The 26,020-nt window shown below is 66.7% G+C and carries 20 protein-coding genes; 10 read left to right on the plus strand and 10 right to left on the minus strand.

Annotated features, from left to right (window positions below; translation table 11 throughout):
* The first annotated feature begins 40 nt into the window (after nucleotides 1-40).
* On the plus strand, nucleotides 41-1,171 hold the full coding sequence (locus tag EOHIBHHM_RS03785; RefSeq protein WP_497254789.1) for an ABC transporter ATP-binding protein: 1,131 nt from the start codon (nucleotides 41-43) through the stop codon (nucleotides 1,169-1,171).
* 141 nt (nucleotides 1,172-1,312) lie between these two features.
* Here EOHIBHHM_RS03785 and EOHIBHHM_RS03790 read toward each other — a convergent pair whose 3' ends face one another.
* Complete coding sequence (locus EOHIBHHM_RS03790) at nucleotides 1,313-3,493, minus strand: DUF7997 domain-containing protein (protein WP_497254791.1); 2,181 nt, start codon at nucleotides 3,491-3,493, stop codon at nucleotides 1,313-1,315.
* 175 nt (nucleotides 3,494-3,668) lie between these two features.
* Between EOHIBHHM_RS03790 and EOHIBHHM_RS03795 the strand changes: the two genes are divergently transcribed.
* Nucleotides 3,669-4,790, plus strand: a complete 1,122-nt coding sequence (locus EOHIBHHM_RS03795) for a TrmB family transcriptional regulator (protein ID WP_497254793.1) — start codon at nucleotides 3,669-3,671, stop codon at nucleotides 4,788-4,790.
* 330 nt (nucleotides 4,791-5,120) lie between these two features.
* Here the strand turns inward: EOHIBHHM_RS03795 and EOHIBHHM_RS03800 are convergent, their stop codons facing one another.
* The 6 genes from EOHIBHHM_RS03800 to EOHIBHHM_RS03825 all read right to left on the minus strand — a co-directional run bounded on the left by EOHIBHHM_RS03800 (nucleotide 5,121) and on the right by EOHIBHHM_RS03825 (nucleotide 12,918).
* Nucleotides 5,121-7,493 carry a hypothetical protein gene (locus EOHIBHHM_RS03800; protein ID WP_497254795.1) on the minus strand — a complete coding sequence of 791 codons (2,373 nt, stop codon included), beginning with the start codon at nucleotides 7,491-7,493 and terminating at the stop codon, nucleotides 5,121-5,123.
* Nucleotides 7,494-7,783: 290 nt separating this feature from the next.
* Complete coding sequence (locus EOHIBHHM_RS03805) at nucleotides 7,784-8,698, minus strand: serine/threonine-protein kinase RIO2 (RefSeq protein ID WP_497254797.1); 915 nt, start codon at nucleotides 8,696-8,698, stop codon at nucleotides 7,784-7,786.
* A gap of 217 nt (nucleotides 8,699-8,915) precedes the next feature.
* A complete protein-coding gene (locus EOHIBHHM_RS03810; protein WP_497254799.1) occupies nucleotides 8,916-9,506 on the minus strand; it encodes a GNAT family N-acetyltransferase in 591 nt (196 codons plus the stop codon).
* A 60-nt stretch (nucleotides 9,507-9,566) separates the two neighbouring features.
* The gene (locus EOHIBHHM_RS03815; protein WP_497254801.1) at nucleotides 9,567-10,910 is read right to left on the minus strand and encodes a polysaccharide deacetylase family protein; all 1,344 of its coding nucleotides are present in this window, start codon (nucleotides 10,908-10,910) and stop codon (nucleotides 9,567-9,569) included.
* Nucleotides 10,911-11,155: 245 nt separating this feature from the next.
* Nucleotides 11,156-12,025 carry a deoxyribonuclease IV gene (locus EOHIBHHM_RS03820; RefSeq protein WP_497254803.1) on the minus strand — a complete coding sequence of 290 codons (870 nt, stop codon included), beginning with the start codon at nucleotides 12,023-12,025 and terminating at the stop codon, nucleotides 11,156-11,158.
* Between the two features lie 77 nt (nucleotides 12,026-12,102).
* Nucleotides 12,103-12,918 (minus strand): lipoate--protein ligase family protein, encoded by an 816-nt coding sequence (locus tag EOHIBHHM_RS03825; RefSeq protein WP_497254805.1) that lies wholly within the window; start codon nucleotides 12,916-12,918, stop codon nucleotides 12,103-12,105.
* A 110-nt stretch (nucleotides 12,919-13,028) separates the two neighbouring features.
* Here EOHIBHHM_RS03825 and EOHIBHHM_RS03830 point away from each other — a divergent pair, with 110 nt between their 5' ends.
* From EOHIBHHM_RS03830 to EOHIBHHM_RS03860, 7 genes are all read left to right on the plus strand, one after another.
* On the plus strand, nucleotides 13,029-14,090 hold the full coding sequence (locus EOHIBHHM_RS03830) for a metal ABC transporter substrate-binding protein (RefSeq protein ID WP_497254807.1): 1,062 nt from the start codon (nucleotides 13,029-13,031) through the stop codon (nucleotides 14,088-14,090).
* Entirely contained in the window at nucleotides 14,087-14,890 is an 804-nt protein-coding gene (locus tag EOHIBHHM_RS03835; RefSeq protein WP_497254809.1) for a metal ABC transporter ATP-binding protein, read from the plus strand. Before EOHIBHHM_RS03830 ends, EOHIBHHM_RS03835 begins: the two co-directional genes overlap by 4 nt.
* Nucleotides 14,883-15,794, plus strand: coding sequence for a metal ABC transporter permease (locus tag EOHIBHHM_RS03840; RefSeq protein WP_497254811.1), 912 nt, complete (start codon nucleotides 14,883-14,885; stop codon nucleotides 15,792-15,794). Before EOHIBHHM_RS03835 ends, EOHIBHHM_RS03840 begins: the two co-directional genes overlap by 8 nt.
* A 159-nt stretch (nucleotides 15,795-15,953) precedes the next feature.
* Nucleotides 15,954-17,618, plus strand: coding sequence for a bacterio-opsin activator domain-containing protein (locus EOHIBHHM_RS03845; protein WP_497254813.1), 1,665 nt, complete (start codon nucleotides 15,954-15,956; stop codon nucleotides 17,616-17,618).
* 255 nt (nucleotides 17,619-17,873) lie between these two features.
* Complete coding sequence (locus EOHIBHHM_RS03850) at nucleotides 17,874-19,337, plus strand: endonuclease/exonuclease/phosphatase family protein (RefSeq protein ID WP_497254815.1); 1,464 nt, start codon at nucleotides 17,874-17,876, stop codon at nucleotides 19,335-19,337.
* A gap of 5 nt (nucleotides 19,338-19,342) precedes the next feature.
* On the plus strand, nucleotides 19,343-20,140 hold the full coding sequence (locus tag EOHIBHHM_RS03855) for a class I SAM-dependent methyltransferase (RefSeq protein ID WP_497254817.1): 798 nt from the start codon (nucleotides 19,343-19,345) through the stop codon (nucleotides 20,138-20,140).
* Nucleotides 20,141-20,983: 843 nt separating this feature from the next.
* Entirely contained in the window at nucleotides 20,984-22,219 is a 1,236-nt protein-coding gene (locus EOHIBHHM_RS03860) for an orc1/cdc6 family replication initiation protein (RefSeq protein ID WP_497254819.1), read from the plus strand.
* Between the two features lie 25 nt (nucleotides 22,220-22,244).
* On the opposite strand, the gene EOHIBHHM_RS03865 is transcribed toward EOHIBHHM_RS03860, so the two are convergent.
* Nucleotides 22,245-22,895, minus strand: a complete 651-nt coding sequence (locus EOHIBHHM_RS03865; RefSeq protein WP_497254821.1) for a DUF7095 family protein — start codon at nucleotides 22,893-22,895, stop codon at nucleotides 22,245-22,247.
* A 132-nt stretch (nucleotides 22,896-23,027) separates the two neighbouring features.
* On the opposite strand from EOHIBHHM_RS03865, the gene ncsA reads away from it, so the two are divergent.
* Nucleotides 23,028-23,996, plus strand: a complete 969-nt coding sequence (ncsA, locus tag EOHIBHHM_RS03870; protein ID WP_497256902.1) for a tRNA 2-thiolation protein NcsA — start codon at nucleotides 23,028-23,030, stop codon at nucleotides 23,994-23,996.
* A gap of 52 nt (nucleotides 23,997-24,048) precedes the next feature.
* Here the strand turns inward: ncsA and EOHIBHHM_RS03875 are convergent, their stop codons facing one another.
* Nucleotides 24,049-24,651 (minus strand): class I SAM-dependent DNA methyltransferase, encoded by a 603-nt coding sequence (locus EOHIBHHM_RS03875; protein ID WP_497254823.1) that lies wholly within the window; start codon nucleotides 24,649-24,651, stop codon nucleotides 24,049-24,051.
* Between the two features lie 199 nt (nucleotides 24,652-24,850).
* On the minus strand, nucleotides 24,851-26,020 hold the full coding sequence (ftsZ, locus tag EOHIBHHM_RS03880) for a cell division protein FtsZ (protein ID WP_497254825.1): 1,170 nt from the start codon (nucleotides 26,018-26,020) through the stop codon (nucleotides 24,851-24,853).

Genomic DNA, 26,020 nt, shown 5'->3' on the forward strand with positions numbered 1-26,020 from the left:
GGGCAAGAACTATACCCTGTGACCACTACGCATGGCGATAATGGCAACTGTAACGCTCGATAATCTCAGAAAGGAGTTCGACAACGGTCGCATCGTGGCCGTCGACGACGTCTCGATGCAGGTCGACGACGGAGAGTTCATCACGGTCGTCGGTCCCTCGGGCTGTGGGAAGTCGACGACGCTGCGGATGCTCGCCGGGCTGGAGACGCCGACGAGCGGGAGCATCCACATCGGCGACGAGGACGTGACGGACGTCCACGCGCGCAAGCGCGACGTCGCGATGGTGTTCCAGAACTACGCGCTCTACCCGCACAAGACGGTCGAACAGAACATGGCGTTCGGACTGCGGATGAGCACGGATCTCTCGAAGGAGGCGCGTCGCGAGCGCGTCCGCGAGACGGCCGAGATGATGGGGATCGAGGAGCTGCTGGACGACAAACCCGACGAGCTCTCCGGCGGCCAGAAACAGCGCGTCGCGCTCGGCCGCGCCATCGTGCGCGAACCCGACGTGTTCCTGTTCGACGAGCCGCTCTCCAACCTGGACGCCAAACTCCGAACGACGATGCGGACGGAGATCCAGCGGCTCCAGAACGAACTCGGCATCACCGCCATCTACGTCACGCACGACCAGGAAGAGGCGATGACGATGGGCGACCGCATCGCCATCCTCGACGGCGGCGAACTCCAGCAGCTCGGCGCACCAAAGGACGTCTACAACGCCCCGACCAACGAGTTCGTCGGCGGCTTCGTCGGCAGCCCGAGCATGAACTTCCTCGACGTCGCCGTCGAGCACACCGGAGACGCCGTCCGACTCACGCAGGCCGAGGGACCGCTCGACTACCGGCTCTCCGGCGACGTCGCCGCCCGCGTCCGCGACGCCGACGTCTCCGAGTTCACGCTCGGCGTCCGACCCGAGGACGTCGAGGTCGTCGACGGCGGGCCGAACGCCGTCGAGACGACCGTCGGCGTCGTCGAACCGATCGGCAGCGACAACTATCTCCACCTCGACGTCGCCCCCGACTTCATCGCCCGCGTCGACTCGGACGTCGAACCCGCGACCGGCGACGTCGTCAGAGTCTCGTTCGACCAGTCGGACCTCCACCTGTTCGACGGCGCGACCGGCGAGTCGCTCCTCGCGCGCACGCATGAAGAAGTTTCGCCGACGCCGTAGCGGAGGCTCTCTCCCCGCCGCCGTCACAGAACCGCACCGCTCACTGCGTTCCGCTCACCTCTCACTCCCGAGTGCAGACAGGAGCGTCGAACCGGACCGAATCACCTCGAACCGGAGCCGACGAGCCGAACGCCGTGCCGCTCAGTCGTCGGCGACGACGGTCTCCTCGCGGAGCATCCCGTACTCGTCCATCAGGGCGACGGTCGCCAGCCGGAGCGCGTGTGGCCACCCGAGCGGCGTCGCGCTGTCGGGCGTGCCGTCGTCGAACAGCTGTTCGGGGAGGTAGCCGCTCTCCAGACAGAGCGCGCCTCCCGGGAGACACAGCGAGAGGAGCTCTCGTGCCAACGCGGCGAACTCGGCGGCGCGGTCGTCGTCGCGGTCGACCAAGAGAGCGGCGAGGTTCGCGGCCGCGTGAGCACCCCACGCCGTCGACACCGACCAGATCTTCTCGTCGGTCTGTTCGCGCACGCGCCAACTGTCACCCTCGTAGCGGTACAACCCGTCGACGCCCTCGGCGGGCGTCCGTCGGAGCGTCTCGACGACCGTCTCGACGTGTGAGACGAGGCGGTTCAGACGCTCTTCGTCGACGCCGTCGAGACGGTCGTAGGCGCGGTGGGCGGCGACGAGGCCGAGGGTGGCCGAGTCACAGCGGTCGTCGAGGTCGCCCGCCTCGTAGTCGGTGGGCTCTTTCGCCTCGACGATCGCCTTCGGGTCGGCTCCGATCGCCGACTTCGGTTCCGAGTTCTCTGTCTTCTGCTCCGCCGTCTCCTCGGGGTCGGCGTCCTCGCTGAACTCCCGCAACGCGTAGATCCCTCGCTCTGCGACCCAGAGATCGTCGACGGCGTCGTAGACGCGAGTCGCCTGGGCAGCGGCGTGGTCGCTTCCCTCGACGTCGGCCGCACCGAGCGTCGCGTACGCCTCGAGGAACGTCGCCGTCGTGTGCGCGAACCGGCCGGTCATGTCCTCCCAGGCGTTCTGGCAGGCGACGGGACGGTCGTCGGCGGCGAGCGTCTCGTCGAGTCCGGCCAGCGCCCGGTCGAGCGTCTCGTCGACCCGTGCGACGAGCGCCTCGTCGTCGAGGCTGTCGCGGACGCTCGCGAGGAAGGCGATGACGCTCCCCGTCTGGTCGGCCTGGTAGTCGACGTCCGTGCCCGCTTCGAGTCGACCGTTCGCCCAGCCGGGGGCGAGACTCCCGTTGCGCGGCCAGACGCGGTGGGGCCACGACCCGTCCGCGCGCTGCGTCTCGCAGTAGGCGCGCGCGCTCCGAGCGTGCCACGCGTCGAGCTCGAGGTCGAACCGTTCGGCGGCCTCCAGACAGAACAGCGAGATCTCGGCGTCGTCGCGGAACCAGGTGTAGCCGTACCCGCCGGAGTAGGCGTAGTACGGGTCGAAGTCCGGGCCCGCGATGCGGAGCCCCGTCTCCGACGAGAGCACCGAGAGGACGCGGAGGTCCGCGGCCATCGCTTCAGCGTGCGGCACGTCGGCCGCGACCGAGACGTCGACCTGCGCTCCGGCGGCGCGTTCGAGCGCCTCGACGTCAGTGTAGGTCGTCGCGAGTTCGACGAGTCGGGCACGCGCCTCGTCGCGCGGCGTCTCCGTCCGGTCGGTCAGGAGCGTCGCGAGCGTCGTCGCACCGTCCTCGAAGGGGAGGAAGCAGACGAGGTTCCCAGAGAGTCGTTCCTCCTCGTACCGTTCGTCGGAGACGGCACGAGGGAGGTCGACGGGGTCGGCGTCGAGAACCTCCGCGAACTTTGCAGGCACCTGTCCACGGAACTCCGCGATCCCGGTCGAACTCGTGACGAAGTCGTGTTCGGCGGCGTGGTACACTTCGATGGCGTCGTCGTGGTGGAGTTGGCCGATGCGAGTGTCCTGTCCGTCGGGGGCGAACCCGACGAACGCGACGAGCTCCGCGTCTGGATCGTCGGTCGCCGACGTGGTCCGTCCCGTCCCGTCGACGTCGAGCGTCACGTGCGTCAGGTGGGCGTCGCCGAGCGTCAGGTCGTACTGGGTCGCGACGCCGTCGGAGAGTGCGTGTTCCGTCACGACGAGTGCCGTCTCGTCGTGGTACGACTGCGAGCGCGTCTCGCAGTCGTCGAACCACGTGACCTCGCCGTCGCGACGAATCCCGAGACGGGAGCGCTCGATACCGGTCTGTCCAGTCAGCGGGTAGCCGTAGTCGCGGAGGACGCCGTTCGGAGTGACGTGGACGAGTCGCCCGTCCCGGCCTGAGAACAGCCCCTCGGTCGAACGCCGTTCGCCCGGGAACCGCGTCCTGTGGTCGCTGTGATGCTTGTAGTCGTCGAGCGCGTCGCGGAGTTGCATTGGCGAATGCGACGTGAGCACGTGTTAAGAAGTTTTGGTGTAATTGTCGTTCATAGATTCACAGATCGGGTCGTTCAGAGGGGACGACGGGCACAGAGCGGGCGAACGGGTGTGAGACGGCGCCACGAGCGCTATCCGGGGGATGTAAGTAGGGGCCGTGACCATCAGTAGCAACATGGACGACCCCACGCTCGCGGAGCTGCTTCGGCAGTTCGGCCTCTCGGACAAGGAGGTCGACACGTATCTCACACTTCTCGAACACGGCGAGGCGAAAGCCAGCACCATCGCCGAGGCCGCCGGCGTCTCCAAGCGCTACGTCTACAGCATCAGCGAGAAGCTCGAAGAGCGCGGGTTCGTCTCCGTCAACGACCACGTCGTCCCGACGACGATCCGGGCGAACCCCCCCGAGTCGGTCATCGAGACGCTCTCGGGGAACCTCGACCGGATGCGTCCCGAGCTGGAGGCGCGGTACTCGCAGGCGGCCCCGCAGGCCGACCAGTTCGAGGTCGTCAAATCCCGCGTGACGGTGATAAAGCGAATCAAGTCGTTGATCAGAGAGGCCGAGAACGAACTCAGCCTCTCGCTGCCGTACGAACAGCTGCCGGAGGTCGCCGACGAACTCCGCGGGGCGGTCGACCGCGGCGTGTTCGTCCTGCTCGTCGTCACGGGCGTCGACCCGGAGGTCGAGTTCGACCTCGACGGCGTCGCCAGCGTCGCCCGCGCGTGGCGCGAACTGATGCCGACGATGGTGACGGCCGACCGCGTCTCCAGTCTCATCGCCCCGACCGAGATGATCTCTCGGTCGAACAGCGGCAAGCAGGCGATCTCGTTCACGCAGGAACAGCTCTCGCCTGTCATGGTCGGGTCGTTCTTCGGCAACTACTGGCCCAGCGCCACCGAGGTGTACGTCACGGAACCCGACGAACTACCGGGGACCTACCGGGACTTCCGCAACGCCGTCCTGCAGGCGACGCTCCACCTCCGCGCCGGTACCCCGCTTCGCGCCCGCGTGCGGGGGCGACCCGTTCACAGCGACGACGGTTCGACGGAACTCGACGGGCGCGTCGTCGAGGTGCGACAGGGGATGATCGCACCCGTCAACAACGACTTCCCGGTCCAGAACGCGCTCGTCGTCGAGACCGACGACGACAGCTACATGGTCGGCGGCAGCGGCGCTTTCGTCGAGGATTTCGAGGCAGACGAGGTGGAGCTCTCTGTCGCCGCCGAGACGGACGAAGATGGGGGCAACGAGCACGAACAGGAACACGAGGACGAGGACGGGACACGCGAGACGTAGTCACTCGACGTCTGGGAAGCCGGGTCGCAAGAGTCGAGAGTCGAAGCGCCGGAAAACGAACATCGAGAGCCGAAGCGTCGGGGACGGTGTTCGTCGAACGGAACCGGGAGCCCGCGACCGATAGCTCGGGTCGCGGGCCCGCCTCCGCCGACGGCGTGTATGGAGTGTCAGACTGTGCGGGTGACGTGACGCCCGTGTCCGGCGTGCCTGAGAACGCCGGGTCGGAACGCACGTCGACTGCTGCGTCGGGTCGAGACGCAAGTGGCTCGTCCCCTTGCCAGGGAGTCATCGCCGGTCCGTCTCGTGGGGACCGGATCGTCGGAGCGTCGCCTACGCGACGCTGATCTCCTCGCCGTCGACGACGACGACGACATCGTCGGCGTCGCCCTCGGTGACCGTGAAGTACTCCAGTTTACCCGTGTACCGGAAGGCGTCGTCGAGCGTCGAGACCTGTCCTTCCACCCGACTGTCGTACACCGTGTCGGTGCTCTCGAGGGTGCCCGCGTTCTCGAGGCTCCCCGAGACGGCGAACTCGAAGCGCGTCACCGGACCGGTGCCGCGGATCTCGATGAGGTGGCTCTCCTCTTGCACCGAGATTCGGTCGCCGTCGACGGTGACGACGACGTCGTCTTTGCTCCCCTCGATGACGGTGAAGTGCTCTAACTCGCCGGTGTAGGCGAACTCGTCATCCTGGGTGGACACCTGGCCGACGACGCGGTCGTCGTACACCGTGTCGGTGCTCTCGAGCGTCCCCGTGTTCCGCAGCGAACCGCTCACTTCGAACTCGAAGCGGGTGACCGGGCCGGTGCCGCCGATGTGGATGATCTTCTCGGGGTTCTCCTCCTGCACCGAGATTCGGTCGCCGTCGACGGTGACGACGACGTCCTCTTTCTCGCCGTCGATGACCGTGAAGTGCTCTAACTCGCCGGTGTAGGCGAACTCGTCGTCCTGCGTGGACACCTGACCGACGACGCGGTCGTCGTACACCGTATCGGTGCTCTCGAGCGTCCCCGTGTTCCGCAGCGACCCCGTCACCTCGAACTCGAAGCGGGTGACCGGACCGGTGCCGCCGATGTGGATGATCTTCTCGGGGTTCTCCTCTTGGACCGAAATCTCCTCGCCGTCGACAGTGACGACGACGTCCTCCTTCTCGCCGTCGGTGACCGTGAAGTGCTCTAACTCGCCGGTGTAGGCGAACTCGTCGTCCTGCGAGGACACCTGTCCCTCGACACGACTGTCGTACACCGTGTCGGTGTCTTCGAGCGTGCCGGTGTTTCGCAGCGACCCCGTCACCTCGAACTCGAAGCGCGTCACCGGACCGGTGCCGCCGATGTGGATGATCTTCTCGGGGTTCTCCTCATCGACGCTGATCTGCTGGCCGTCGACGTAGACGTTGACGTCGTCTTTGTCCCCCTCGGTGACGACGAACTGTTCGAGGTCGCCGGTGAACGCGAAGCGGTCGTCCTGCGAAGAGACCTGCCCCTCCACGCGGTCGCTGTAGACAGTGTCGCTGTCTTCCAGCGTCCCGGCGTTCTCGACGGTTCCGGAGACGGAGAACTCGAAGCGCGTCACCGGGCCGGTCCCCTCGATGTGGATCTCGCGTTCGTCGGTCTGTTCGCCGACGCTGATCTCCTCTCCGTCGACGTAGACGTTGATGTCCGCGGCGCTGCCCTCGGTGACGACGAACTGTTCGAGGTCGCCGGTGAACGCGAAGCGGTCGTCCTGCGAAGAGACCTGGCCGAGGACGCGACTGTCGTACACCGTGTCGGTGTCTTCGAGCGTGCCCGCGTTCTCGACGGTTCCGGAGACGGAGAACTCGAAGCGCGTCACCGGGCCGGTTCCCTCAATGTGGATCTCTTGGGTGTCGGATCCGCCGGAGCTGCTGGAACTGCTGCCGTCGACGTTCGGCGACTGACCGTACTGGTCCATCAGATGCTCGACCGTGTAGAGGTGCCACTGGATCTGCTCGTCCAGCGAGTCGGCCTTCTCGGTCGTCTCACAGAGGAAGCCGGGAACGTCGAGGAAGCCGGCGACGCGGTGCATGAGCATGTCCCGGTCGGCGTCGAGAGTGTTGCCCATCAGGTAGGCCATGTCGCCCGTGAGGCCGAACTCGTCGTTGAGGTCGGCGACCGTGTTCTCCCCGTAGTCGCGGGCGGGCGAGGTCCACGTCGGGAACAGCGCCTGCCCGACGCTGCCGTCGCCGGACTTGTAGATGCCGCGCGCCGAGTGCAGGTCGAACGCCCAGTCGGGGTCGTGTCGGACCACTTCGTCCCAGATCGCGCGGGCGGCCTCGGTCTCACAGATACCGCTTCGGGGCGGGAACTGTCGGTTCATGTCGCCGTGCGGGCCGTTGCGCGTGTCGTCTTCGATGGCGGGGACGTTCGCCCGAGGGAGGACGACGAGCTTCCCGTGGTCGACGGTCCACTCGGTGATCTCCTCGGCGGCGAGATAGCCGCTACGTTCGTCACCGTGGAGGCCGCCGGTGATGAACGTCGTCGGGCCGTCGACGCCAGAGTCGTAGACGTAGACCGTCGTCTCGTAGATCGTATTTTCGAGGATCTGATAGCTGTCGCGGCTCGCCGCGGCGACGGGCTCGCTGGTGGCTGCTACCGCACTGCCGGCGAGTCCGAGGCTCGCCGTCGCTTTGAGGAATCCGCGTCGGGAGGTGGTTGTCGCGTCGTCGAGGGCTGCGTTCTCAGGCATGGAGTCTACTACAGACTCTCTTTCTTTCCGTACTTAACAACAATCTAACATTGGGGTAACTGGGGTCGGTTACCGCCTGGAAACCTCGCTCACCCGCAGGTAAGTGGCAGCACGAAACCTCCGAGATCGGCCGATTCGACCCCAATTATCACCGTATTCCATTCGACCCGCGACTGGGCCCGACGGGCGAGAGCGCCGACTGTGACGGCGTCACCCAGGGTTCCGAGCGAGACGCTCGGGGGGAAGAGAGCAGGCAAGAAAGCGAGCGATTCGGTATCCCGGTATGGCGTTTATCGCGCTGTGAACGCGTGGACCGAGTCGAACTCGTCGGCGGCGAGTGCGGCAGCGAGCCCCTCGACGTCGACCGACTCCGGCGTCTCGGCGGGGTACTTCCGTCGGAAGTAGCCGACGATGTTCTTCACGTCGCGTTCGAGGAGTTCGCGGGCGTTGTCGTGGTCCGTCGGCACCGCCTGCGGCCAGTCGAACACCGTGATCCCGTTCTCGCTGATGGCGACGTTGTACTCGCTCATGTCGGCGTGGACGTAGCCCTCGGCGTAGGCGGTCGCCATCTCCCGGAGGACGAGATCGAGGACGCCGACCACCTGTTCGGACTCGAGCCTCGCGCGAGCGAGTTCGACGCCGTCGAACTTCGCCATTACGAGGGCGTGGCGGTTGTGGTCGACCGGGCGCGGAACCGAGACGTCAGGATACAGCGTCTCCAAGGCCTCGTACTCGCGTTCGGCCGCCTTCCGGGCGGTGTAGAGCCACGAGACGTGGTTCTTGTCGGAGGTGTAGTCTCGCTCGCGGTCGACCTTCCGGAAGTTGGTGTACCCCTCGCGGTGGAACTTCAGTGCCATCGGCTTGAACGACTGTACCTCGTAGACGTCGCTCTCCTTGCCGACACCGAGCGGCGCACCGACACCCTCCACGGTGTCTCGCTGGGAGAACGTCCGCAGCGCCAGCGCGTCGTACCCTTCGAACTCCAACTGGTAGCCCTCGTACTGGATCGTCTTGCGGGTGACGAGATCCCGCTTCATACAGCGGTCGATGCGGTAGTCGACCTCCTCGCTGGTCAAGTTGGCGTAGTCCGGGAGCTTCTCCCGGTTGACCCACTTGCTGAAGCGCATGCCGTGTTCGACCCCGGAGAGCAGATAGAAGTCCTCGGGTTCGAGCTCGGCCATCACGCTCGCGATGTTCCGAACCATACCGGACTGTCGCGGCGTGCGGGTAAAAGGGCCGCGAGTCCGTATCCACCGTGAATGTATCACATCGTGCTATACGAAATCCCTGCTTCGCCGTATCGCCGGGGTACAGTCTCCCGGTCGGGGCTACGCTCGGGAGTCACTCGGCGGTTGGCACTAAGCGAGGAGGAGTCGGAGTCCACGTCGAGCCACTCCCGATCGCTTCACCGTCGCAGGGGAGCTACAGTCGAACCGACGACTCGCCGGCGTGCAGCGCGTCTTCCCACCCATCGAACTCTCGTGCCGCCGACAGCGATGACGGTGGATCCGGGTCGTCGGGGTGGTCACGGAGCGTGTGCGACCACCATCCGACGTCGTGCCACTCGCCGCCTTTGTAGCCCATCTTCTCGAAGGCGGCGTCCTGCTCGAAGCCGAACGACTGGTGGAACGCGACGCTCGCCGGGTTCGGGAGCGTCGCCACCGCGTAGACGGTGACGTAGCCCTGCAGTTCGAGCAATGCGAGGAGCGACTCGTACAGACCCCGGGCGACGCCGTTTCGGTGGTACGCCGAGTCGACGTACACCGAACTCTCGACGGCCCACTGGTAGGCCTCGCGCTTCCGGACCGGACCGGCGTAGGCGTAGCCGACGACGTCGCCCTCGACCTCGCAGACGACCCACGGGTAGTCGGCGAGCGTGTCGCGGATGCGGTCACGAAGCTCGGCCGTCGACGGCGGTTCCAACTCGAAGGTGACGGCGGTGTCTTCGACGTACGATGCGTAGATACGCTGGACGGCCGCTGCGTCGGTCTCGGTGGCGAGTCTGAGCGTCACACGGGTCACAGTCGACCGTTCGACTCGCACGGCAAGGATGCTTCTGTTGGCGTCCGACGATCAACGGAACAGGAGACGAGCGTCCCGAACGACGGAGCCGAAGAAGTCGTTCGCCCAGTCGAGACTGGCCGAGATCGGGTCGGTCGGGTCAGAGACGCGCGAGGCTCGCGCCGGCTTCGACCCGGACTCCGGCACGGCCGTCGGCGTCTGGACGGCCGTCGGCGTCGACCCCTCCGCGGAGGCACCGGCTGGCGTCGGATCGGGGGTCGCCGTCGGAGTGGGTTCAGGCGTCGCCGTCGGGGTCGGATCGGGCGTCGCCGTCGGGGTCGGATCGGGCGTCGCCGTCGGGGTCGGATCGGGCGTCGCCGTCGGGGTCGGATCGGGCGTCGCCGTCGGAGTTGGTTCGGGCGTCGCCGTCGGAGTGGACTCCGGCGTCGACTCGACAGACTCGTCGAGGACGTCGTGGTCGGAGAGCGCCTCGTCGAGCGTCTTCACCGTGAGTCCCTCCGCACGGACGGCCCGGATGATCATCCGGATCTGCGACTGCGTGAGTCGCTCGTTCCACGAGTGCGACCCGAGGAGTAACAGTCCGTCGTCCTCGGCCGCGCGGCGGGCGAGGCGTCGGACGCTCGACTTCGACTGCTCGGCCATCGTCCCCCGGTCGAGCCAGTACGGGTCGGGGTCGTCGTTCAGTCCCGACCCGAGTACGCCGTTGCCGACGGCGTCGTAGTGGTCGGCCACGACGGTCGCCGCGTGCTCGTCGTAGATCTGGTACGGAGCGATGAAGTGATCGACGTCGACGTCGTACCCCTCCAGAACCTCCTTCGACTCGGCCAGCGACTCGTGGAGGAAGTCGTCTGCCAGCCTCACGCGGGCGTTCTCGTCCACTCGGACGGTCGCCTCGGCCGGCGTGTCGAGGCGGACGACGCTCCCCTCTTGGTCGTCGGCGCGCGGGGCGACGGTCGCAGTGAACGACGTCCCGGTGTCGTCGCTGACGCGGAGCGGTGCGCCCGCGAACCGCGCGTGGACGCCGAAGCTCGCCTCCAGTTCCGTGTCGCCCGCGTCGACGTCGGCCGCGAGACCGACCGAGCCGACCGGATGGTGGTGAGCCGTATGCGAGAGGATCTCGAACCCCTCGTCGGCCATCTCGACGAGCTGGTCGGGGTCGAGACCGCCCGGCGTCCGGACGTAGTCGGAGACACAGCCGAGACAGCCGGGCGCGTCTTCCTCCCGGTGGACCGGGAACGTCTTCGTGTAGTCGTGACCCGGGCTGTCGTCGTAGATGAGAACACAACTCGCGTCGGTGCTCGCAGAGACGGTTCCGGCGAACCCGGAGGCGGCGAGAGCCCCGACACCGGCCTTCAGTGCCTGTCGCCGGGTCGCCCGGAATCGGTGAGTCGACATACGATCGGCTACGAACTGTCAGGTAATTCCTATTTCAATGCTAAGAGAATGTTAGCGATGTGGATAGCTACGATAACCGGCAGTTACTAGCTTCAGCGGCCAGACGACGGAAAGCGGGGAGCTGAATCAGAGAGAGACGCGTCGAACGACTGATCGGTCGTAGAAACGTATCACGAAGAGATTAATTCGTCGTTACACGACTGTTGTGGCATTCGATACGTCCGTAACGGGTGGTTACCGTCCGGTCACTCCTCGCGGAGTTCGCGGACGCGCTGGATGTTCCAGGCGAACCCCTTGCCGTCCTCGGTCGGCGTCTCGAGCGCCATCGGGACGTCCGCGAGCTCCGGATGGTTGACGAACGCGCGCATCCCCTCCTCGCCGATGAGCCCCTCGCCGATGAGCGCGTGTTCGTCCTTGTTCGTCCCGCACTCGTGTTTCGAGTCGTTGAGGTGGACGTACGCGAGGTTCTCGAGACCGACCACGTCGTCGAGTTCGGCGACGGTCTCCTCGACACCCTCCGCGGTCGAGAGGTCGTAGCCCGCCGCGAAGGCGTGAGCGGTGTCGAGACAGATCTCGAGGTCCTGCTCGGACGCCTCGAGGACGGTCGCGAGATGCTCGAAGTCGCCGCCGAGTTTGGTGCCGCTGCCGGCGTCGCTCTCGACGAGCACCGTCACGCCCTCGGGGACGTCGAGTTCGTCGAGCGCGCTCGCCGCGTTCTCCAGCCCGCCCTCGACGCCGGCCCCCGTGTGCGCGCCGAGGTGGACGTTGACGTACGGGATGTCGAGTTTCGCCGCCGTGTCGACCTCGGTCTGCATCGACGCGATCGACTTCTCGCGGAGGTCGTCTTTGGGCGTACAGAGATTGACGAGGTAGGAGGCGTGGATGACCCACGGGCCGTCGAGTTTCGCCTCGGTCTCGGCTCTGAACAGCTCGGCCGCCTCGTCGCTGATGTCGGGGTCGCGCCACACCTGCGGCGAGGTGGTGAAGATCTGCCCGCAGTTGCCGCCGAAGGCGACCTGCCGGTGGACCGCGTTGGCGATGTTGCCGTGCGGCGGCGTCTCGTCGTCGCTGGAGACCTTCGAACTGGAGATGGATACGTGTGCTCCGACCTGCATGCCCGTGGGGAAGCGACGGGTCGTAAAAGGGACTTCGGAGTCGGTGTCACGGCGTGGGCGTCGGTCTGGATCCGGTCTTACCGCTCGTCCGGCCGCCGTCGGACCCACTCGTCGGCCGCGTACTTCTCGTCGGCCCGTTCGCGCGCCCGTTCGAGTTCGTCGTCCGTCCACGACCCCTCCGCTGCCGCGGCCCACTCCGTCAGAGCGGACTCGACGGCGGCAACAGCCTCGCTGCGACTCGTCTCGCTCTCCTCGTCGACACCGGTGACGCGCTCACGGAACGTCTCGGCTGTGGTCTCGGGGTTCGCGAACGTCGAGAGGTGGCGGTCGGCCTGCACCGAGTACGTCAACGAGCCGTGTTGAATGACGGCGTCCTTGCGCCGATACTGGGCGTTGCCGCTGATCTTCCGACCGGTGGCGACGACGTCGTGGGCGGGGTGGAGCTCACGGAGGTAGCAGGCGGGGTGGTAGATCTCGGGCAGTTCCTCCGCGGCGAAGTCGGCGTCGACGTCCATCCGGTCGAACGCGTCGAGCACCGGCGTACAGAGCAGATGATAGCAGTCCATGAGACTCGACGGCAGTTCGGCCTTCGGCGCGACGATGGAGTAGGAGACGTCGCCGTAGTTGTCGTGGTAGATGCCGCCGCCACCGGTCTGTCGACGGGTGACGTCGATCCCCTCGCGCTCGCAGAACGCCCAGTCGACGGTGTCGGGGTCCTGCCGGTAGCCCAGCGAGAGCGTGCTCGGTTCCCAGCGGTAGACGCGAACCGTCCGCGGTCCGCCGTCGGCGGCGGTCTCGGCGGCGATCTCGTCGAGCGCCATGTTCATGGCCCCCGACCACGACTCTTCGCGGATCAAGCGCCACTCCATGTCGTGTACGTCGGTGTCGTCCATGCCACCGAGTTGTCACGGGGCGGCAAAGCGGTTGCGACGTCGCTCCCGTTAGCAAGAGACGCCAGAGAGATAGCAGTAGTTATTAATATTCTCGACCATGTTGTTAACCCATGCTACAGCCACGTACGCGGCGCACGTTTCTCGCCTCCAGTCTCGGTGCGGCGCTCGTCGGAAGTGCCGGTTGTCTCGGAGAAGCCTCGCCGTCGGACGGCGGCCAGTCGGACGGCGACCGCACCGTCCAGTCCTCGTTCTTCGTCGGCGGCGACATCGCCCGGAGCGTCGCCGGTGACACGGCCGTTGTCGAAGACCTCGTCCCGTTCGGGCAGCACGGTCACGGCTGGGAACCCGGACCGGACGTCCAGCGGAAGGCCGCCGACGCCGACAGTTTCGTCTACGTCGGCGAAGGGTTCCAGCCGTGGGCCGACGACGTCGTCGCCAACCTCCGGACGGACGCACCCGACGTCGCCGTGATCGCGATTCGATCGGGCGTCGACCTGCTGCCCGCCCCGGGGGCGGAGAGCGAACGCGACCACGGGGGAGACGAGACGCACCAGAGCGACGACGGTCACGACAGCGCCGACGACCACGAGGACGAGACGCACCAGAGCGACCAGTCCGACGATCACGACCACGGTACGGCGGACCCGCACTTCTGGCTCGATCCGACGCGGACGAAGACCGCAGTCGAGAACGTCCGGGCCGGGTTCGCCGAGGTCGATCCGGACAACGCCGACCACTACGACGCGAACGCCGAGTCGCTCGTGGCCGACCTCGACGCGCTCGACGCCGAGTTCGAGGAGGCGCTCGCCGACCGAAGTCGCGACGTCGTGCTCGTCGCCGGCCACAACGCGTTCCAGTATCTCGGCCATCGATACGAGTTCGAGGTCCACGCGCTGAGCGGCCTCGCGCCGGACGCGACCCCCTCGCCGAAGGCGGTCCGCGAGGCCCAGCAGGTCGTCGAGGAACACGGCATCGAGCACGTGCTCGCGCCGGTGTTCGAGTCGGACCGGGCCGCGCGGCAACTGGTCGCGGAGACGGGCGCGAAGGAGGTGCTCCCCGTCACCCCCATCCCGACGATCAAACCCGAGTGGGACGACCGCGGGTGGGGGTATCTCGACGTGATGCGCGAGGTGAACCTCGACTCGCTGTCGACGGCGCTGGGGGCACAGTGAGCGAGCTCGGAAACGGGAGCGAGAACGAGGACGGGAACGAAAGCAGGAACGACGCTCACGACCCCGTCGCCGAGTTCGACGGCGTCACCTTCGGCTACGGCGGAACGCCCGTCGTCGAAGACGTCTCCTTCGCCATCGAAGGCGGCGAGTTCTTGGGTCTCGTCGGCCCCAACGGGTCGGGCAAGAGCACGCTCGTCCGCCTCCTGCTCGGACTGGTTCGGCCGGACGCGGGCGAGGTCCGACTGTTCGGCGAGTCCGCCCACGCCGCGGAGACGGGGACGCGGGTCGGCTACGTCGCCCAGACTGCCGCGTCGTCCGGTCGGAAGATGCCCGTCACCGTCCGCGAGGTGGTCCGGATGGGTCGGTATCCGCACGTCCCGCACGGTCGGTTCCGGAGCGAGGACCGGGCGGCGGTCGACGACGCACTCGCGACAGTCGGCGTGGCCGACCTCGAGCACCGTCGACTCGGCGAACTCTCCGGCGGCCAGCGCCAGCGGGTGTTCATCGCGCGGGCGCTGGCGACTGAGGCCGAGCTACTCGTCCTCGACGAACCGACCGTCGGCGTCGACGCCAACTCCCGAGAGGCGTTCTTCGACCTGCTGGCGTCGCTCAACCGCGAGGGGATGACGGTCGTCCTCGTCGAACACGACATCGGCGTCGTCACGACCTACGCGACGCGGGTGGCGTGTCTGAACCGGAAGCTGTACTTCCACGGCGACGCCGACCGGTTCACCGAGAGCGACGCACTCACGCGGGCGTACGGTGCCAACCAGCGCGTCGTCTACCACGACCATGATTGACGGAGTGCTCGCGGCGTTCACCGCCGCGCTGACGTTCGTCGGCGGCCTGCTCTGCCGGCTGTTGGCCCCGCTCGGCGTCGACCTCGTCTGCTACCCGTTCATGCAGCGGGCGCTGCTCGCGGGCGTCTGCGTCGGCGTCGTCGCGCCGCTCGTCGGCTCGTTTCTCGTCCATCGGGAACTCGCACTCATCGGCGACACCTTGGCGCACGCGGCGTTCGCCGGCGTCGCAGTCGGGCTGTTTCTCGGCTCGGCGGTCGCCCTACCGGTGTCGCCGACGGTGACGGCACTCGTCGTCGCCGTCCTCGCGGCGCTGCTCGTCCAACTCATCGCCGAGCGGACCGACGCCTACGGCGACGTCTCCATGGCGATCGTCCTCTCCGGCGGGTTCGCGCTGGGAACGGTGCTCGTCAGTCTGACCGACGGCGGGATCGCGGTGAGCATCAACCAGTATCTGTTCGGCAGCCTCTCGACCGTCCGCCGGGAAGACGCGCTCGTCCTCACCCTCTTGAGTCTCGTCGTGGTCGGCGTCGTCTGGCGGTACTACCGGCAGTTCCTCGCCGTCACGTTCGATGAGACGGCCGCGCAGGTGGCCGGCGTCGACGTGACGCAGACGACGCGTCTCCTCGTCGTTCTCACCGCGTTCGTCGTCGTCGCGGCGATGCAGATCATGGGCGTCATCCTCGTCGCGGCGATGCTCGTCGTCCCGGTGGCGACGGCCGCACAACTCGGGCGGAGCTTCCGGGAGTCGGTGCTCGTCTCGGTCGTCGCCGCCGAACTCGCGGTCGTCGTCGGTGTCGTGCTCTCGTACACGTACGGACTGGCCGCCGGCGGGACCATCGTCCTCGTCGCCATCGGCGGCTACGGTCTCGCGGTGGCGACGCAGTACGCGACAGCGGAACAGTGAGCGTGCGAGACGGAGGAACAGTGAGCGTGCGAGACGGAGGAACCGTGAAGTCGTTCTCGACGCGTCCGTAGCGCGGAGATGCCACGGTTCCGCTGTGGACAGGCTTTTGTCGCTATGGACGTTGAATACGGTGAAGCGGTCAATCCGGGTCAAAATTAGATGGAGAAGACAACCGAGGGACCGCCGGGGACGAACGGCCCCGACGGTCCGCCGACTGCAGAAGAGTTCGAGACGCACCCGTTCGCCAAGGCGAGTCTCGACGCATTACCGACGCAGGTGGCGATCGTCAACGGCGAGGGTGAGATCGTCTACACCAACCAGGCGTGGCACCAGTTCGCCCGCGACAACGACTTCGAGGGGGCGCCGGAGATGCTGGGCACCAACTACCTGTCGGTGTGCGATTCGAGTATGGGAGCCGACGCCGTCGAGGCAGGGCGAGGGATCCGGTCGGTGCTCGACGGCGAGCGCCACGAGTTCTCTCTGGAGTACCCGTGTCACAGCCCCGACGAACGCCGCTGGTTCGTCATGCGTGCCATCCGGTTCCGTCACGACGACCACCGGTTCGCGCTCCTCCTCCACCTCGACGTCACCGAGCGGAAGCTGTCGGAGCTGGACGCCGAACGACAGAACACACAGCTTCGGACGGTCAACAGCATCAACGTCCTCATCCGCGAGATCATCCAGTCGTTGCTCGAAGTCGAGACGCGCGGCGAACTGGAGGCGATCGTCTGCCAGCGCCTCGCCGAGTCGACGCACTACGAGGCGGCGTGGATCGCAGACGTCGACAACCAGGCGCAGACCGTGTCGGTTCGGACCGACGCCGGGATGCCGCCGGAGTTCTCCGAGGCGATCGACGGACTCCCCGCCGACGCGGTGGACCGAACGGGGCTCCAGTCGGCGCGGAACGCCGAGCGCTCGGACGTCGTGCGTGCGACCGGCGACGCCGCCGGGGCGATACAGTCGCTGGCGCTCGACCACGGCTTTCGGTCGTACGTCGCCGTCCCGCTCCGCCATCGCGACGCTCGGTACGGCGTGCTGGTCGTCCACTCGAAGGCCGAGAAGACGTTCAGCGAGTGGGAGTGCGCCGCCTTCGAGGTGCTCGGTGAGACGCTCGGTCACGCGAGCAGCGCCATCGAGAACCGCCGACTCCTGTACGCCGACTTCGTCACCGAACTGGAGTTCGTCGTCAGCGATCCCGACTCGTTCCTGACGTCGCTCTCGGCCCGCGCCGACTGTACGGTCGAACTGACCGGGTTCGTCCCGCTCACGGACGACGCAGTGCTGCAGTACGCGACCGTCGAAGGCACCGACCCGGCGACCATCGAGGCCGTCGCGGCGGACGTCGACAGCGTCGAGAACGTCAGCATCATCTCGAGACACGACGGCGGGGTCCGTCTCGAGTACGCCGTCAGCGACACCTCGCTCGTCTCGTTGCTCGCCGAGTACGGCGTCAACGTCCACACCGCGACGGCGACTGGGGGCGACGTCGACGTCCTCGCCGAGGCGGTGTCGAACGCGGACGTTCGGGAGATCATCGAGGCCGTCCAGTCGGAGTTCGCGAACGCCGAACTGATCGCGAAACGCGAGGTCGAACGCGAGGCGCAGACGCTCAGTGAGTATTGGGACGAGTTGACGGAGCGACTCACCGACCGCCAACTGTCGATGCTCCAAGCGGCGTACCACGCCGGCTTCTTCGAGTGGCCGCGCGAGAGTTCGGGCGAGGAGGTCGCCGCCTCCTTCGATCTCTCGGCTGCGACCTTCCACGAACACACCCGGATCGGTCTCGGGAAGCTGCTCACGATGCTGTTCGAGCGCGAGAGCTGAGACGACGGCGCTCCGCTAGAAAGTTCATTAGGATTGCCGTCGACTAGTCTGTAACAGGCGACCGCACCGACGGGAGCAGCGCCAGCGGCCAGACGGTGTCGCCGTTGTGCGTCCGTCGTCCTCTAGTACCGAATGCACGTCATCACACACCCGACCGACCGTTGTCGTGCGGTCGGGTGTGGAGACAGGTGCACGAGCGACTATAGCGCGGCGGGGGCGGTCCCGCGAGCCACCACCTACGGGGGAACCACCGACGTGAACGAACAGACTGAACAGCCGATCTCTCGACGCGACGTCCTCCAGGGAGTAGCCGGCGGGTTACTGGTCGTACCGGGTCTGAGTGAGGCGTCACGAACGGCGACTGTACGCGTCGAGAACGGCGCGGACGCAGAGTCGATCGACGGCAACGTCGACACCGAGTCGGTCGACGCAGAGGCCGAGTCGACGCTGACCGTGATGACGTGGAACCTCTACGTCGGCACGGACCTGCGGAAGTTGCTCGCGGGGTCCGACGAGGAACTATCGACGGCGGTCGCGACGCTCCTCGCCGACATCGAGGCCAGTCGGTTCGACGCGAGGGTAGAGGCGATCGCCGACGCCATCGCGACGGTCCGTCCCGACCTCGTCGGTCTCCAGGAGGTGACGCTGCTCAGACTCCAACTCCCCGGCGACTACGCCGCCGACCCCGGTCGGACGAACGCCGGCGAGTACCACCTCGACTTCCTGTCGCTCCTCCAGGAGCGCCTGGCCGAGAGAGGGGTCGCCTACGACGCCGTCAGTTCGATCAGCAACACGGACGTCGAACTACCGGCGGCGCTCGACGCCGGATCGGTCGACGTCCGGTTCACCGACCGGGACGTGATTCTCGCCCGCAGCGAGCTGAAGACGGGAGAGACCACCCGTCGAACGTACGACGCGACGCTCACGGTCCCGTTGCCGGACGGCGTCGAGTTCCCACTCACGCGCGGCTACTGTGCGGTCGACGTCGAACGCGACGGGACGCCGTTTACCTTCGTCAACACCCACCTCGACAGCGTCTCGGCGGCGACACAGTTGGATCAGGCGCGGGAACTCGTCGTCGACCTCGCGGCGCTCGACCGGCCGATCGTCCTCGTCGGCGACTTCAACAGTCCGGCCGACGGCAGCGAGACGGTGACGTACGACCTGTTGACGCAGTTCTTCACCGACGCGTACGCGGAGGCGGTTCCCGGCAACCCTGGCTACACCTGTTGTCGACAGCCCCGACTACAGCGCCGACGGTCGGAGCTCAGCAAGCGGCTCGATCTGGTGCTCCTCCGTGGCGTCGGGCCGGTGACGGCCGCCGACCGCGTCGGTACCGATCGGAGCGACCGCGTCTCGGCCGTCGTCGACGGCGAACACCGGCGGCTGTGGCCCTCGGACCACGCGGGCGTCGTCGCGACGCTGCAGTTGGAACCGGACGGGGCGAGTGACGAAACGACGTCGCAGTCGGGAACACGGCGGGAGTCGAGAGTCGACTCGGCCGGCGACGACGCGGCCGGTGACGATGGGGTGACGGCCGACGATGGGGTGACGGCCGACGATGGGGTGACGGCCGACGCCACCAGGTCGTCGGACGTCGACGCGCCGGGGTTCGGCCTCGTCGCCGGACTGTTCGCACTCGGGGCCGTCGCCGTCGGACTGCTGCGGCGACGCCGAGCGTCCGAGTCGACTCGCTTTTCACGACCACCCGAGAAGTGAGCGGCGTGCGCAGGTTCTCAGCCGAGTATCTCCGGCGGACGCGCGAGGGGATGTGGGACGACTCCCGCGCGGCACTCGTCGACCTCGAACTCGACTCGCGGCGTCGCGTCCTCGACGTCGGCTGTGGGACGGGTGAACTCTCACGGGTGCTCGCCGCCGAGAGCGACGCCGACGTGGTCTGTGTCGACGCCGACGTCGTCCTCCTCGACGTCGCCCGCGAGGAGACCGGCCTCCCGACCGTCGCCGGCGATGCGACGCGTCTCCCGTTCGACGACGACACCTTCGACCTGGTTGTCTGTCAGGCGCTGTTGGTGAACCTCCCCGACCCTGCGGCCGCCGTCGCGGAGTTCGCCCGCGTCTCCTCGGAGCTCGTCGCGGCCGTCGAACCCGACAACGCCGACGTGAGCGTCGACTCGACCGTCGACGACGAGGTCTCGCTCGAACGGCGAGTGCGAGAGGCGTATCTCGCGGGCGTCGAGACCGACGTCGCCCCCGGCGACCGGGTGACAGAGACGTTCCACGAGTGTGGGCTGACGGACATCCGCTCGCGTCGCTACTACCACCAGAAGACCGTCGAACAGCCGTACGATGAGGCCGACCTTCGGGACGCCGCTCGGAAGGCCAGCGGTGCCGGTCTCGCAGACCACGAGACCGAACTCCGTCGAGCGCTGTCGACGACGGCCTACGACGACCTCCGGCGGGCGTGGCGCGAGATGGGCCGAACGGTCGTCGATCAGATACGGGACGGAGCGTACCGACGGGCCGAAGTCGTCCCGTTCGACGTGACCGTCGGTCGGGTGTAATCACCTCGGCGAGACGTCTCCCCTCTCGACGGGGGGCACACCCCGTGTTTCGAGCGTAAACCATCGTAGGGGAGGTGGAGAGACGCCGAACTGGCCGCTCTCGAGAACCCGTCGGTCGAGTATCCGCCTCCTGCTCCCGGATCGTGTTCTGACGGCTACCGGGCGTTTTTTTATACTATACGTCGGTAAGGTTCCGTAGGCTCGATTCGTCGAATTAGAGGGAGAACGTCGTCGTTCTCCCGTGTTCGACGCGAACTGTTCTCTCGCGCCAGTAAGAATCGACTTCGCGAACCCAGCGAGCGGGTCGCTGATCGGGACGCATTCGACCTCGACTGTCTCGATCTCGGCCACTCCGAGAGGACGGGTCGTCTCGGAACCACCGGTTCGACTCCGCTCCTACACGGTCTCTCCCGTTTACGCTCGAAACCCGGGGTGTGTGTGTCGTTCGACCGCCGGTCGACGCCCGACGGCTCCCGTCGGACGACGACCGCCGGACAGATGTCGGCGAATTGTGGACTCGGTCATCGACGCGAGGAGGGCGGGGCGGCGACGATTTACGCTCGAAACGTGGGGTAGTGTGGTTAACTGTATCACACCCGTATAAAACGATTTACCCGACGTTTTCGGACGTTTACGCTCGAAACGTGGGGTCGTCTCGACCGCGCGTCTGACGGCTGTCGTGCGGACACCGAGAAGCTCGGTTACGCTCGAAACTCGGTTGGTGGTCGAAAACCCGACACGGAGACACGAACGGCTGCGCTCGCCGATTTACCGGCCTTACGCTCGAAACGCGGGGTGACCAGGATATACACGGTTAAGGAAGACCCCTCTGAAGCCGGTGGTATGCCAGACGACGGGAACGACGCCAACGGGGGGACGGACCCGCTGTTCCGCGTCGACAGCCCCATCTTCACCCGGAAAGAGCTGCTCGAGATCGAGCACATCCCGAACGAGGAGCGGATCGTCGGCCGCGACGAGCAGATCAAGAAGGTCGCCAACGCGCTGAACCCCGCCATCGCCGGCGGGTCGCCCCGGAACATGATCGTCTACGGGAAGACCGGGACGGGGAAGTCGCTGGTCGCCAAGCACGTCACTCAGCGTGCCAAACGCGCCGCCGAGAACCACGGGACGACCGTCGGCACGGCGTACATCGACTGTGCGCAGTCGAACACCGAGACGCGCGCCATCTCCACGCTGGCGACGCAGCTCAACGACGTCGCCGAGACGGAGGTGAAGATTCCGCCGACAGGTATCGCCACCGACGACTACTACGCGCGGTTCTGGCGCATCCTCGACGCACGCTTCGACGTCGCCATCATCATCCTCGACGAGATCGACAAGCTCGGCAACGACGAGATCCTGATGCAGCTCTCGCGGGCCGGCGAGGCCGGAAAGCTCGGCTCCTGTAAGATCGGCATCATCGCCATCTCGAACAAGATCAGCTACCAGGACAAACTCGAACAGCGAGTCAAGAGTAGCCTGCAGGAACGGGAGTTCATCTTCCCGCCGTACGACGCCGAGCAGCTGCGACTCATCATGGAGAACCGCGAGGACGCGTTCAAACCCGACGTGCTGACGAGCGACGTCATCCCGCTGTCGGCCGCCTTCGCGGCGAGCGAACACGGCGACGCGCGGAAGGCGCTGGACATCCTCCGTCACGCCGGCGAGATCGCGGAGGAACGCGACGACGAGCGCGTCCGCGAGGAGCACGTCCGCGACGCCCGTAGCCTCGCCGACGTCAACCGGTTCCGCGACCTCCTGCAGGGGCAACCGACACAGGCGAAGCTCACCGTCCTCGCCGTCGCCGAACTCACCGCCGCTCGGCGGGAGTCGAAGATCGAGTCGAACGACATCTACGACAAGTACTGCGAACTCACGACCGCGCTCGACGTCAACCAACTGTCGCAGCGTCGGGTGTACGATCTCCTGCGCGAGCAGGCGTTCCTCGACATCCTCGGCCAGGAGTTCGAAGGGCGAGGGCGCGCTCGCGGGAGCGTGATGAAGTTCTATCTACTCGAAGAACCCGAGACCGTCCGACAGGCGATCCAGCGCGATGCGGTGTTCGACCAAGTGAACTAACCGACGACAACGCGCGAAACCCCCGTCAGACGACGTCGCCACGGACGGTCGACCCGGTCTGTTCGGCGCGATGCTGCTCCACCGCGCTGGCGGCCTCGTGGGCGGTCTCCTCGTCGAGACCGAGCATCTCCAGCGACCCCGAGAGCGTCGGGAACGGCAGCTCCCCGCCGCGAAGCTTCGCCATCGTCTCCTCGGCGTAGGTTCCGTCGACCCACAGACAGACGCCGCGCGGGTCGAGGATCTGTTCGTAGGCGTCGCGGGCCATCGCGCCGCGCAGTCGCTGGGTGACGTTGTCGTCGAAACTCGCGTTGCAGACTTCGAGGTGGATCGGGTCCTCGCCGTCGACGAGGTGGGCGGCGAGACACTTCTCGGGGGCGGCGTGACCGCTGTCGTTGGCGCGCAGCCGTTCGGGGTACTGTTCGGCCCACTCGGCGGAGACGCTCTTGCCGACGCCCTTCACGCCGTACTCCTCTTCGAAGTAGCGTTCCTGTTCGTCGCTCCCGTCACCGCGAAGGAGCATGTCCTTGGTCAGATAGACGTCCAACCGGTCGATCGGGTCGAGGCCGAGCGCGACGTCGCCGTACACCCACACTTCGCGGACAGGGACGGGCATCGTCTCGGAGTCGACGGCGTCGACGATGGTCTCGACGCGGTCGAGGGCGGCGGTTCGGTCCATTGCCGCCCTCTTGCCGCTCGTCGCGCAAAACGGTTTCCTCACGAGATGCACCGAGACGACATCCTCCCCGACGGAGCGGCCGAGGTAGCCGAGACGAAACGGTCATGGCCGCCGGTCGGTAAGGGGCCGGTAATGGAGTGCGACAAGTGCGACCGCGACGCGGTGATGCACGCGGGCTACTCCGGGGCACATCTCTGTGAGAACCACTTCTGCGCCTCGGTCGACAAACGCGTCCGCCGCCGCATCCGCGAGGACAGTATGCTTCCGTCCGACGCGACACCCGAGGACCCCGAGACGTGGGTCATCGGCCTCTCGGGCGGGAAAGACAGCGTCGTGCTCACCCACATCCTCGACGAAACCTTTGGAAAGGACCCCCGCATCGAGATGATCGCCCTCACGATCCACGAGGGGATCGAGGGGTACCGCGACGAGAGCGTCGACGCCTGCGTCGAGTTGGCCACCGACCTCGAGATGCGCCACGAACTCGTCACCTACGAGGAGGAGTTGGGCGTCCGGATGGACGACGTCGCCGAGAAGGACCCGATGGAGATGGCCCCCTGTGCCTACTGTGGGGTGTTCCGCCGCGACCTGCTCGAACGCTTCGCCGACGAGTACGGCGCAGACAAACTGCTGACCGGCCACAACCTCGACGACGAGGCGGAGACGGCGCTGATGAACTTCCTCGAAGGCGACGTCAAGCAGATCGCGAAGCACTTCGACGCCAGCATCGGTGGCTTCGACGACCGCAACGAACAGGAGGAGTTCGTCCCGCGGGCGAAACCGCTGCGGGACGTCCCCGAGAAGGAGGTCGCGCTCTACGCGCACCTGAAAGAGCTCCCCGCACACATCACCGAGTGTCCCCACGCCAGCGAGGCGTTCCGCGGCGAGATCCAGGAACTGATGCTCGAGTTGGAGGAGGACCACCCCGGGACGCGTCACTCTATCATGGCCGGCTACGAGGAACTGGCACAGCTGGCCGCCGAGCGGTATCGCGGCGACGAGGAAGGCGTCGAACTCAACGAGTGCGAACGCTGCGGGTCGACGACGGCGCGGGACGTCTGTCGAAAGTGCAAGCTCGTCGAGGCGATCGAGGCGGTGTGACGTACCTCGGAGAGAAGCGCCGAGACGCTCGCCCCGCTCGGCGGTAGAGCGGTCACGCCCGCGCCACCAGTCGAACCCACCGCTCGTCGTCGACGGCGAGTGACTGAACCTCGAAGCCGACAGTCTCGATCAGTTCCCGCAGTTCGGCGGGCCGATACAGCGTGAACCGGCGCGTATCGCCGTCGTACAGGCCGCCGACCCGTTCGCCCGTGCCGACCTGCACCGAGAGTAGGAGCACGCCTCCTGCCCGGAGCACGCGATGGAACTCCGCCAGCGTCTCCGGTGCGTCCTCGCGGGGAACGTGGATGAACGAGGCGCACACCCACAGTCCGTCGAATCGGTCGCTCGCGAGGCCGAGCGTCCGCATGTCCATCCGGGCGACGTCGGCGTCGGGGGCCTCCTCCCGAGCGAGTCGGAGGAAGGCGGGCGTCAGATCGACGGCGACGACGTCGTGGCCGGCCGCAGCGAACGTGGCCGACTCCCACCCGGGTCCACAGCCGACGTCGGCGACGCGAGCAGGTCGCTCGTCGGTCACCTCTTCGAGTGCAGTGAGAAATCGCTCGACCAGATGCTCGACGACCGACCGGTCGCGGTTCTGGTGACGATACTCCTCGGCGACCGCCTGGTAGGTGTCGACGGTGTCGGGGTCGGTCATACGAGAGACGACGTCCGAATGACGGATAAACTCGCGTCCGGCGACGGTGACGGCTGTCGCTGGTCGTCGATCGGAGAGCGAAGAAAACGAGGCGAGATAGTAGCTCGTGCAACTGGTCACTTGCCCGCACGCTGTTGTGCGGTCGGGTAAGTGAGGACTGGCACTCGTTACTATCGTTCGAGAGGTGGGTGTCGGGTGGTTAGCGGATGACGTCGAGGCCGTTGTTCTTCTCGACCTCGTCGCGACCGCCGTCAGACTGCCACGCCTCGCCCGTTCGCTGTTTCGAGTCGAACTCCGAAGCCTGTCCGTTGATACTCGCACGCGACTTGTCGGCCTGCTTCTGCGTCGTCGGGCCGAGCACCTGCGCGCTCTGGACGCCGGTCATGATGGCCATGACGCGGACCTTCCCCTTGTACTCCTCGTGGATACGCGCGCCCCAGATGACGTTCGCGCTCGCTTCGAGGCGTTCGGTGATGTTGTCCGCGATGCCCTCGGCCTCCTTGAGCGTGAGGTCCGGGCCACCCGTGATGTGGACGAGCCCACCGGAAGCACCCCGGTAGTCGACGTCGAGAAGCGGGTGGTTCATCGCGTCGTTGACCACTTCCTGGGTCTTGTTCTTGTCCTGTGTCTCGCCGACGAGCATCACCGCGACGCCACCCTGGTTCATGATGGTGGACATGTCGGCGTAGTCGAGGTTGATGAGCGAGGGCTGGGTGATCGTCTCGGAGATCCCCTTGACCGTCTCGGCGATGATCTGGTCCATCACGGAGAACGCCTTGCCGATCGGGAGGTTCGGGACGTAGTCGAGAAGCCGGTTGTTGTCGAGGACGATGATGGAGTCCGCTTCGTTGCGGAGCTTCTCCAGTCCCTCCTCGGCTTTGACCGTCCGGGCACGCTCGACGTTGAACGGCGTCGAGACCATCCCGACGACGATCGCACCCTGCTCCTTGGCGATCTTCGCGACGACGGGTGCGGCGCCGGTGCCGGTGCCGCCACCCATTCCCGCGGTGACGAACACGAGGTCGGCGTTGCCGAGAACCTCCTTGATCGTTCCCTGCGCCATCTCCGTCGCACGCTCCCCCATCGAAGGGTCGCCACCGGCACCCAGCCCCTGCGTCAGCGACTTGCCGACGAGGATCTTCGTGTCGGCTTCGATCATCTTCAGGTGCTGCTTGTCGGTGTTGATCGCGACGGTGTCGGCGCCGTCGACGCCGATGTTGTACAGCCGGTTGATCGTGTTGTTACCGGCGCCACCACAGCCGACGATGACGATACGCGGCTCGCCGAACTCGTCGTCGTCGTCGGCCGACGCCATCTCACGCTGTTCCGCTTCCGCGTTATCCAGTGCATCCTGGACGATGTCTTGCAT

The sequence above is a fragment of the Halogranum roseipondis genome, assembly GCF_059695585.1.

Coding starts and splice junctions, on each gene's coding strand:
- EOHIBHHM_RS03785 (WP_497254789.1), top strand. CDS start 41: ATGGCAACTGTAACGCTCGATAATCTCAGAAAGGAGTTCGACAACGGT.
- EOHIBHHM_RS03790 (WP_497254791.1), bottom strand. CDS start 3,493: ATGCAACTCCGCGACGCGCTCGACGACTACAAGCATCACAGCGACCAC.
- EOHIBHHM_RS03795 (WP_497254793.1), top strand. CDS start 3,669: ATGGACGACCCCACGCTCGCGGAGCTGCTTCGGCAGTTCGGCCTCTCG.
- EOHIBHHM_RS03800 (WP_497254795.1), bottom strand. CDS start 7,493: ATGCCTGAGAACGCAGCCCTCGACGACGCGACAACCACCTCCCGACGC.
- EOHIBHHM_RS03805 (WP_497254797.1), bottom strand. CDS start 8,698: ATGGTTCGGAACATCGCGAGCGTGATGGCCGAGCTCGAACCCGAGGAC.
- EOHIBHHM_RS03815 (WP_497254801.1), bottom strand. CDS start 10,910: ATGTCGACTCACCGATTCCGGGCGACCCGGCGACAGGCACTGAAGGCC.
- EOHIBHHM_RS03820 (WP_497254803.1), bottom strand. CDS start 12,025: ATGCAGGTCGGAGCACACGTATCCATCTCCAGTTCGAAGGTCTCCAGC.
- EOHIBHHM_RS03825 (WP_497254805.1), bottom strand. CDS start 12,918: ATGGACGACACCGACGTACACGACATGGAGTGGCGCTTGATCCGCGAA.
- EOHIBHHM_RS03830 (WP_497254807.1), top strand. CDS start 13,029: ATGCTACAGCCACGTACGCGGCGCACGTTTCTCGCCTCCAGTCTCGGT.
- EOHIBHHM_RS03840 (WP_497254811.1), top strand. CDS start 14,883: ATGATTGACGGAGTGCTCGCGGCGTTCACCGCCGCGCTGACGTTCGTC.
- EOHIBHHM_RS03845 (WP_497254813.1), top strand. CDS start 15,954: ATGGAGAAGACAACCGAGGGACCGCCGGGGACGAACGGCCCCGACGGT.
- EOHIBHHM_RS03860 (WP_497254819.1), top strand. CDS start 20,984: ATGCCAGACGACGGGAACGACGCCAACGGGGGGACGGACCCGCTGTTC.
- EOHIBHHM_RS03865 (WP_497254821.1), bottom strand. CDS start 22,895: ATGGACCGAACCGCCGCCCTCGACCGCGTCGAGACCATCGTCGACGCC.
- ncsA (WP_497256902.1), top strand. CDS start 23,028: ATGGAGTGCGACAAGTGCGACCGCGACGCGGTGATGCACGCGGGCTAC.
- EOHIBHHM_RS03875 (WP_497254823.1), bottom strand. CDS start 24,651: ATGACCGACCCCGACACCGTCGACACCTACCAGGCGGTCGCCGAGGAG.
- ftsZ (WP_497254825.1), bottom strand. CDS start 26,020: ATGCAAGACATCGTCCAGGATGCACTGGATAACGCGGAAGCGGAACAG.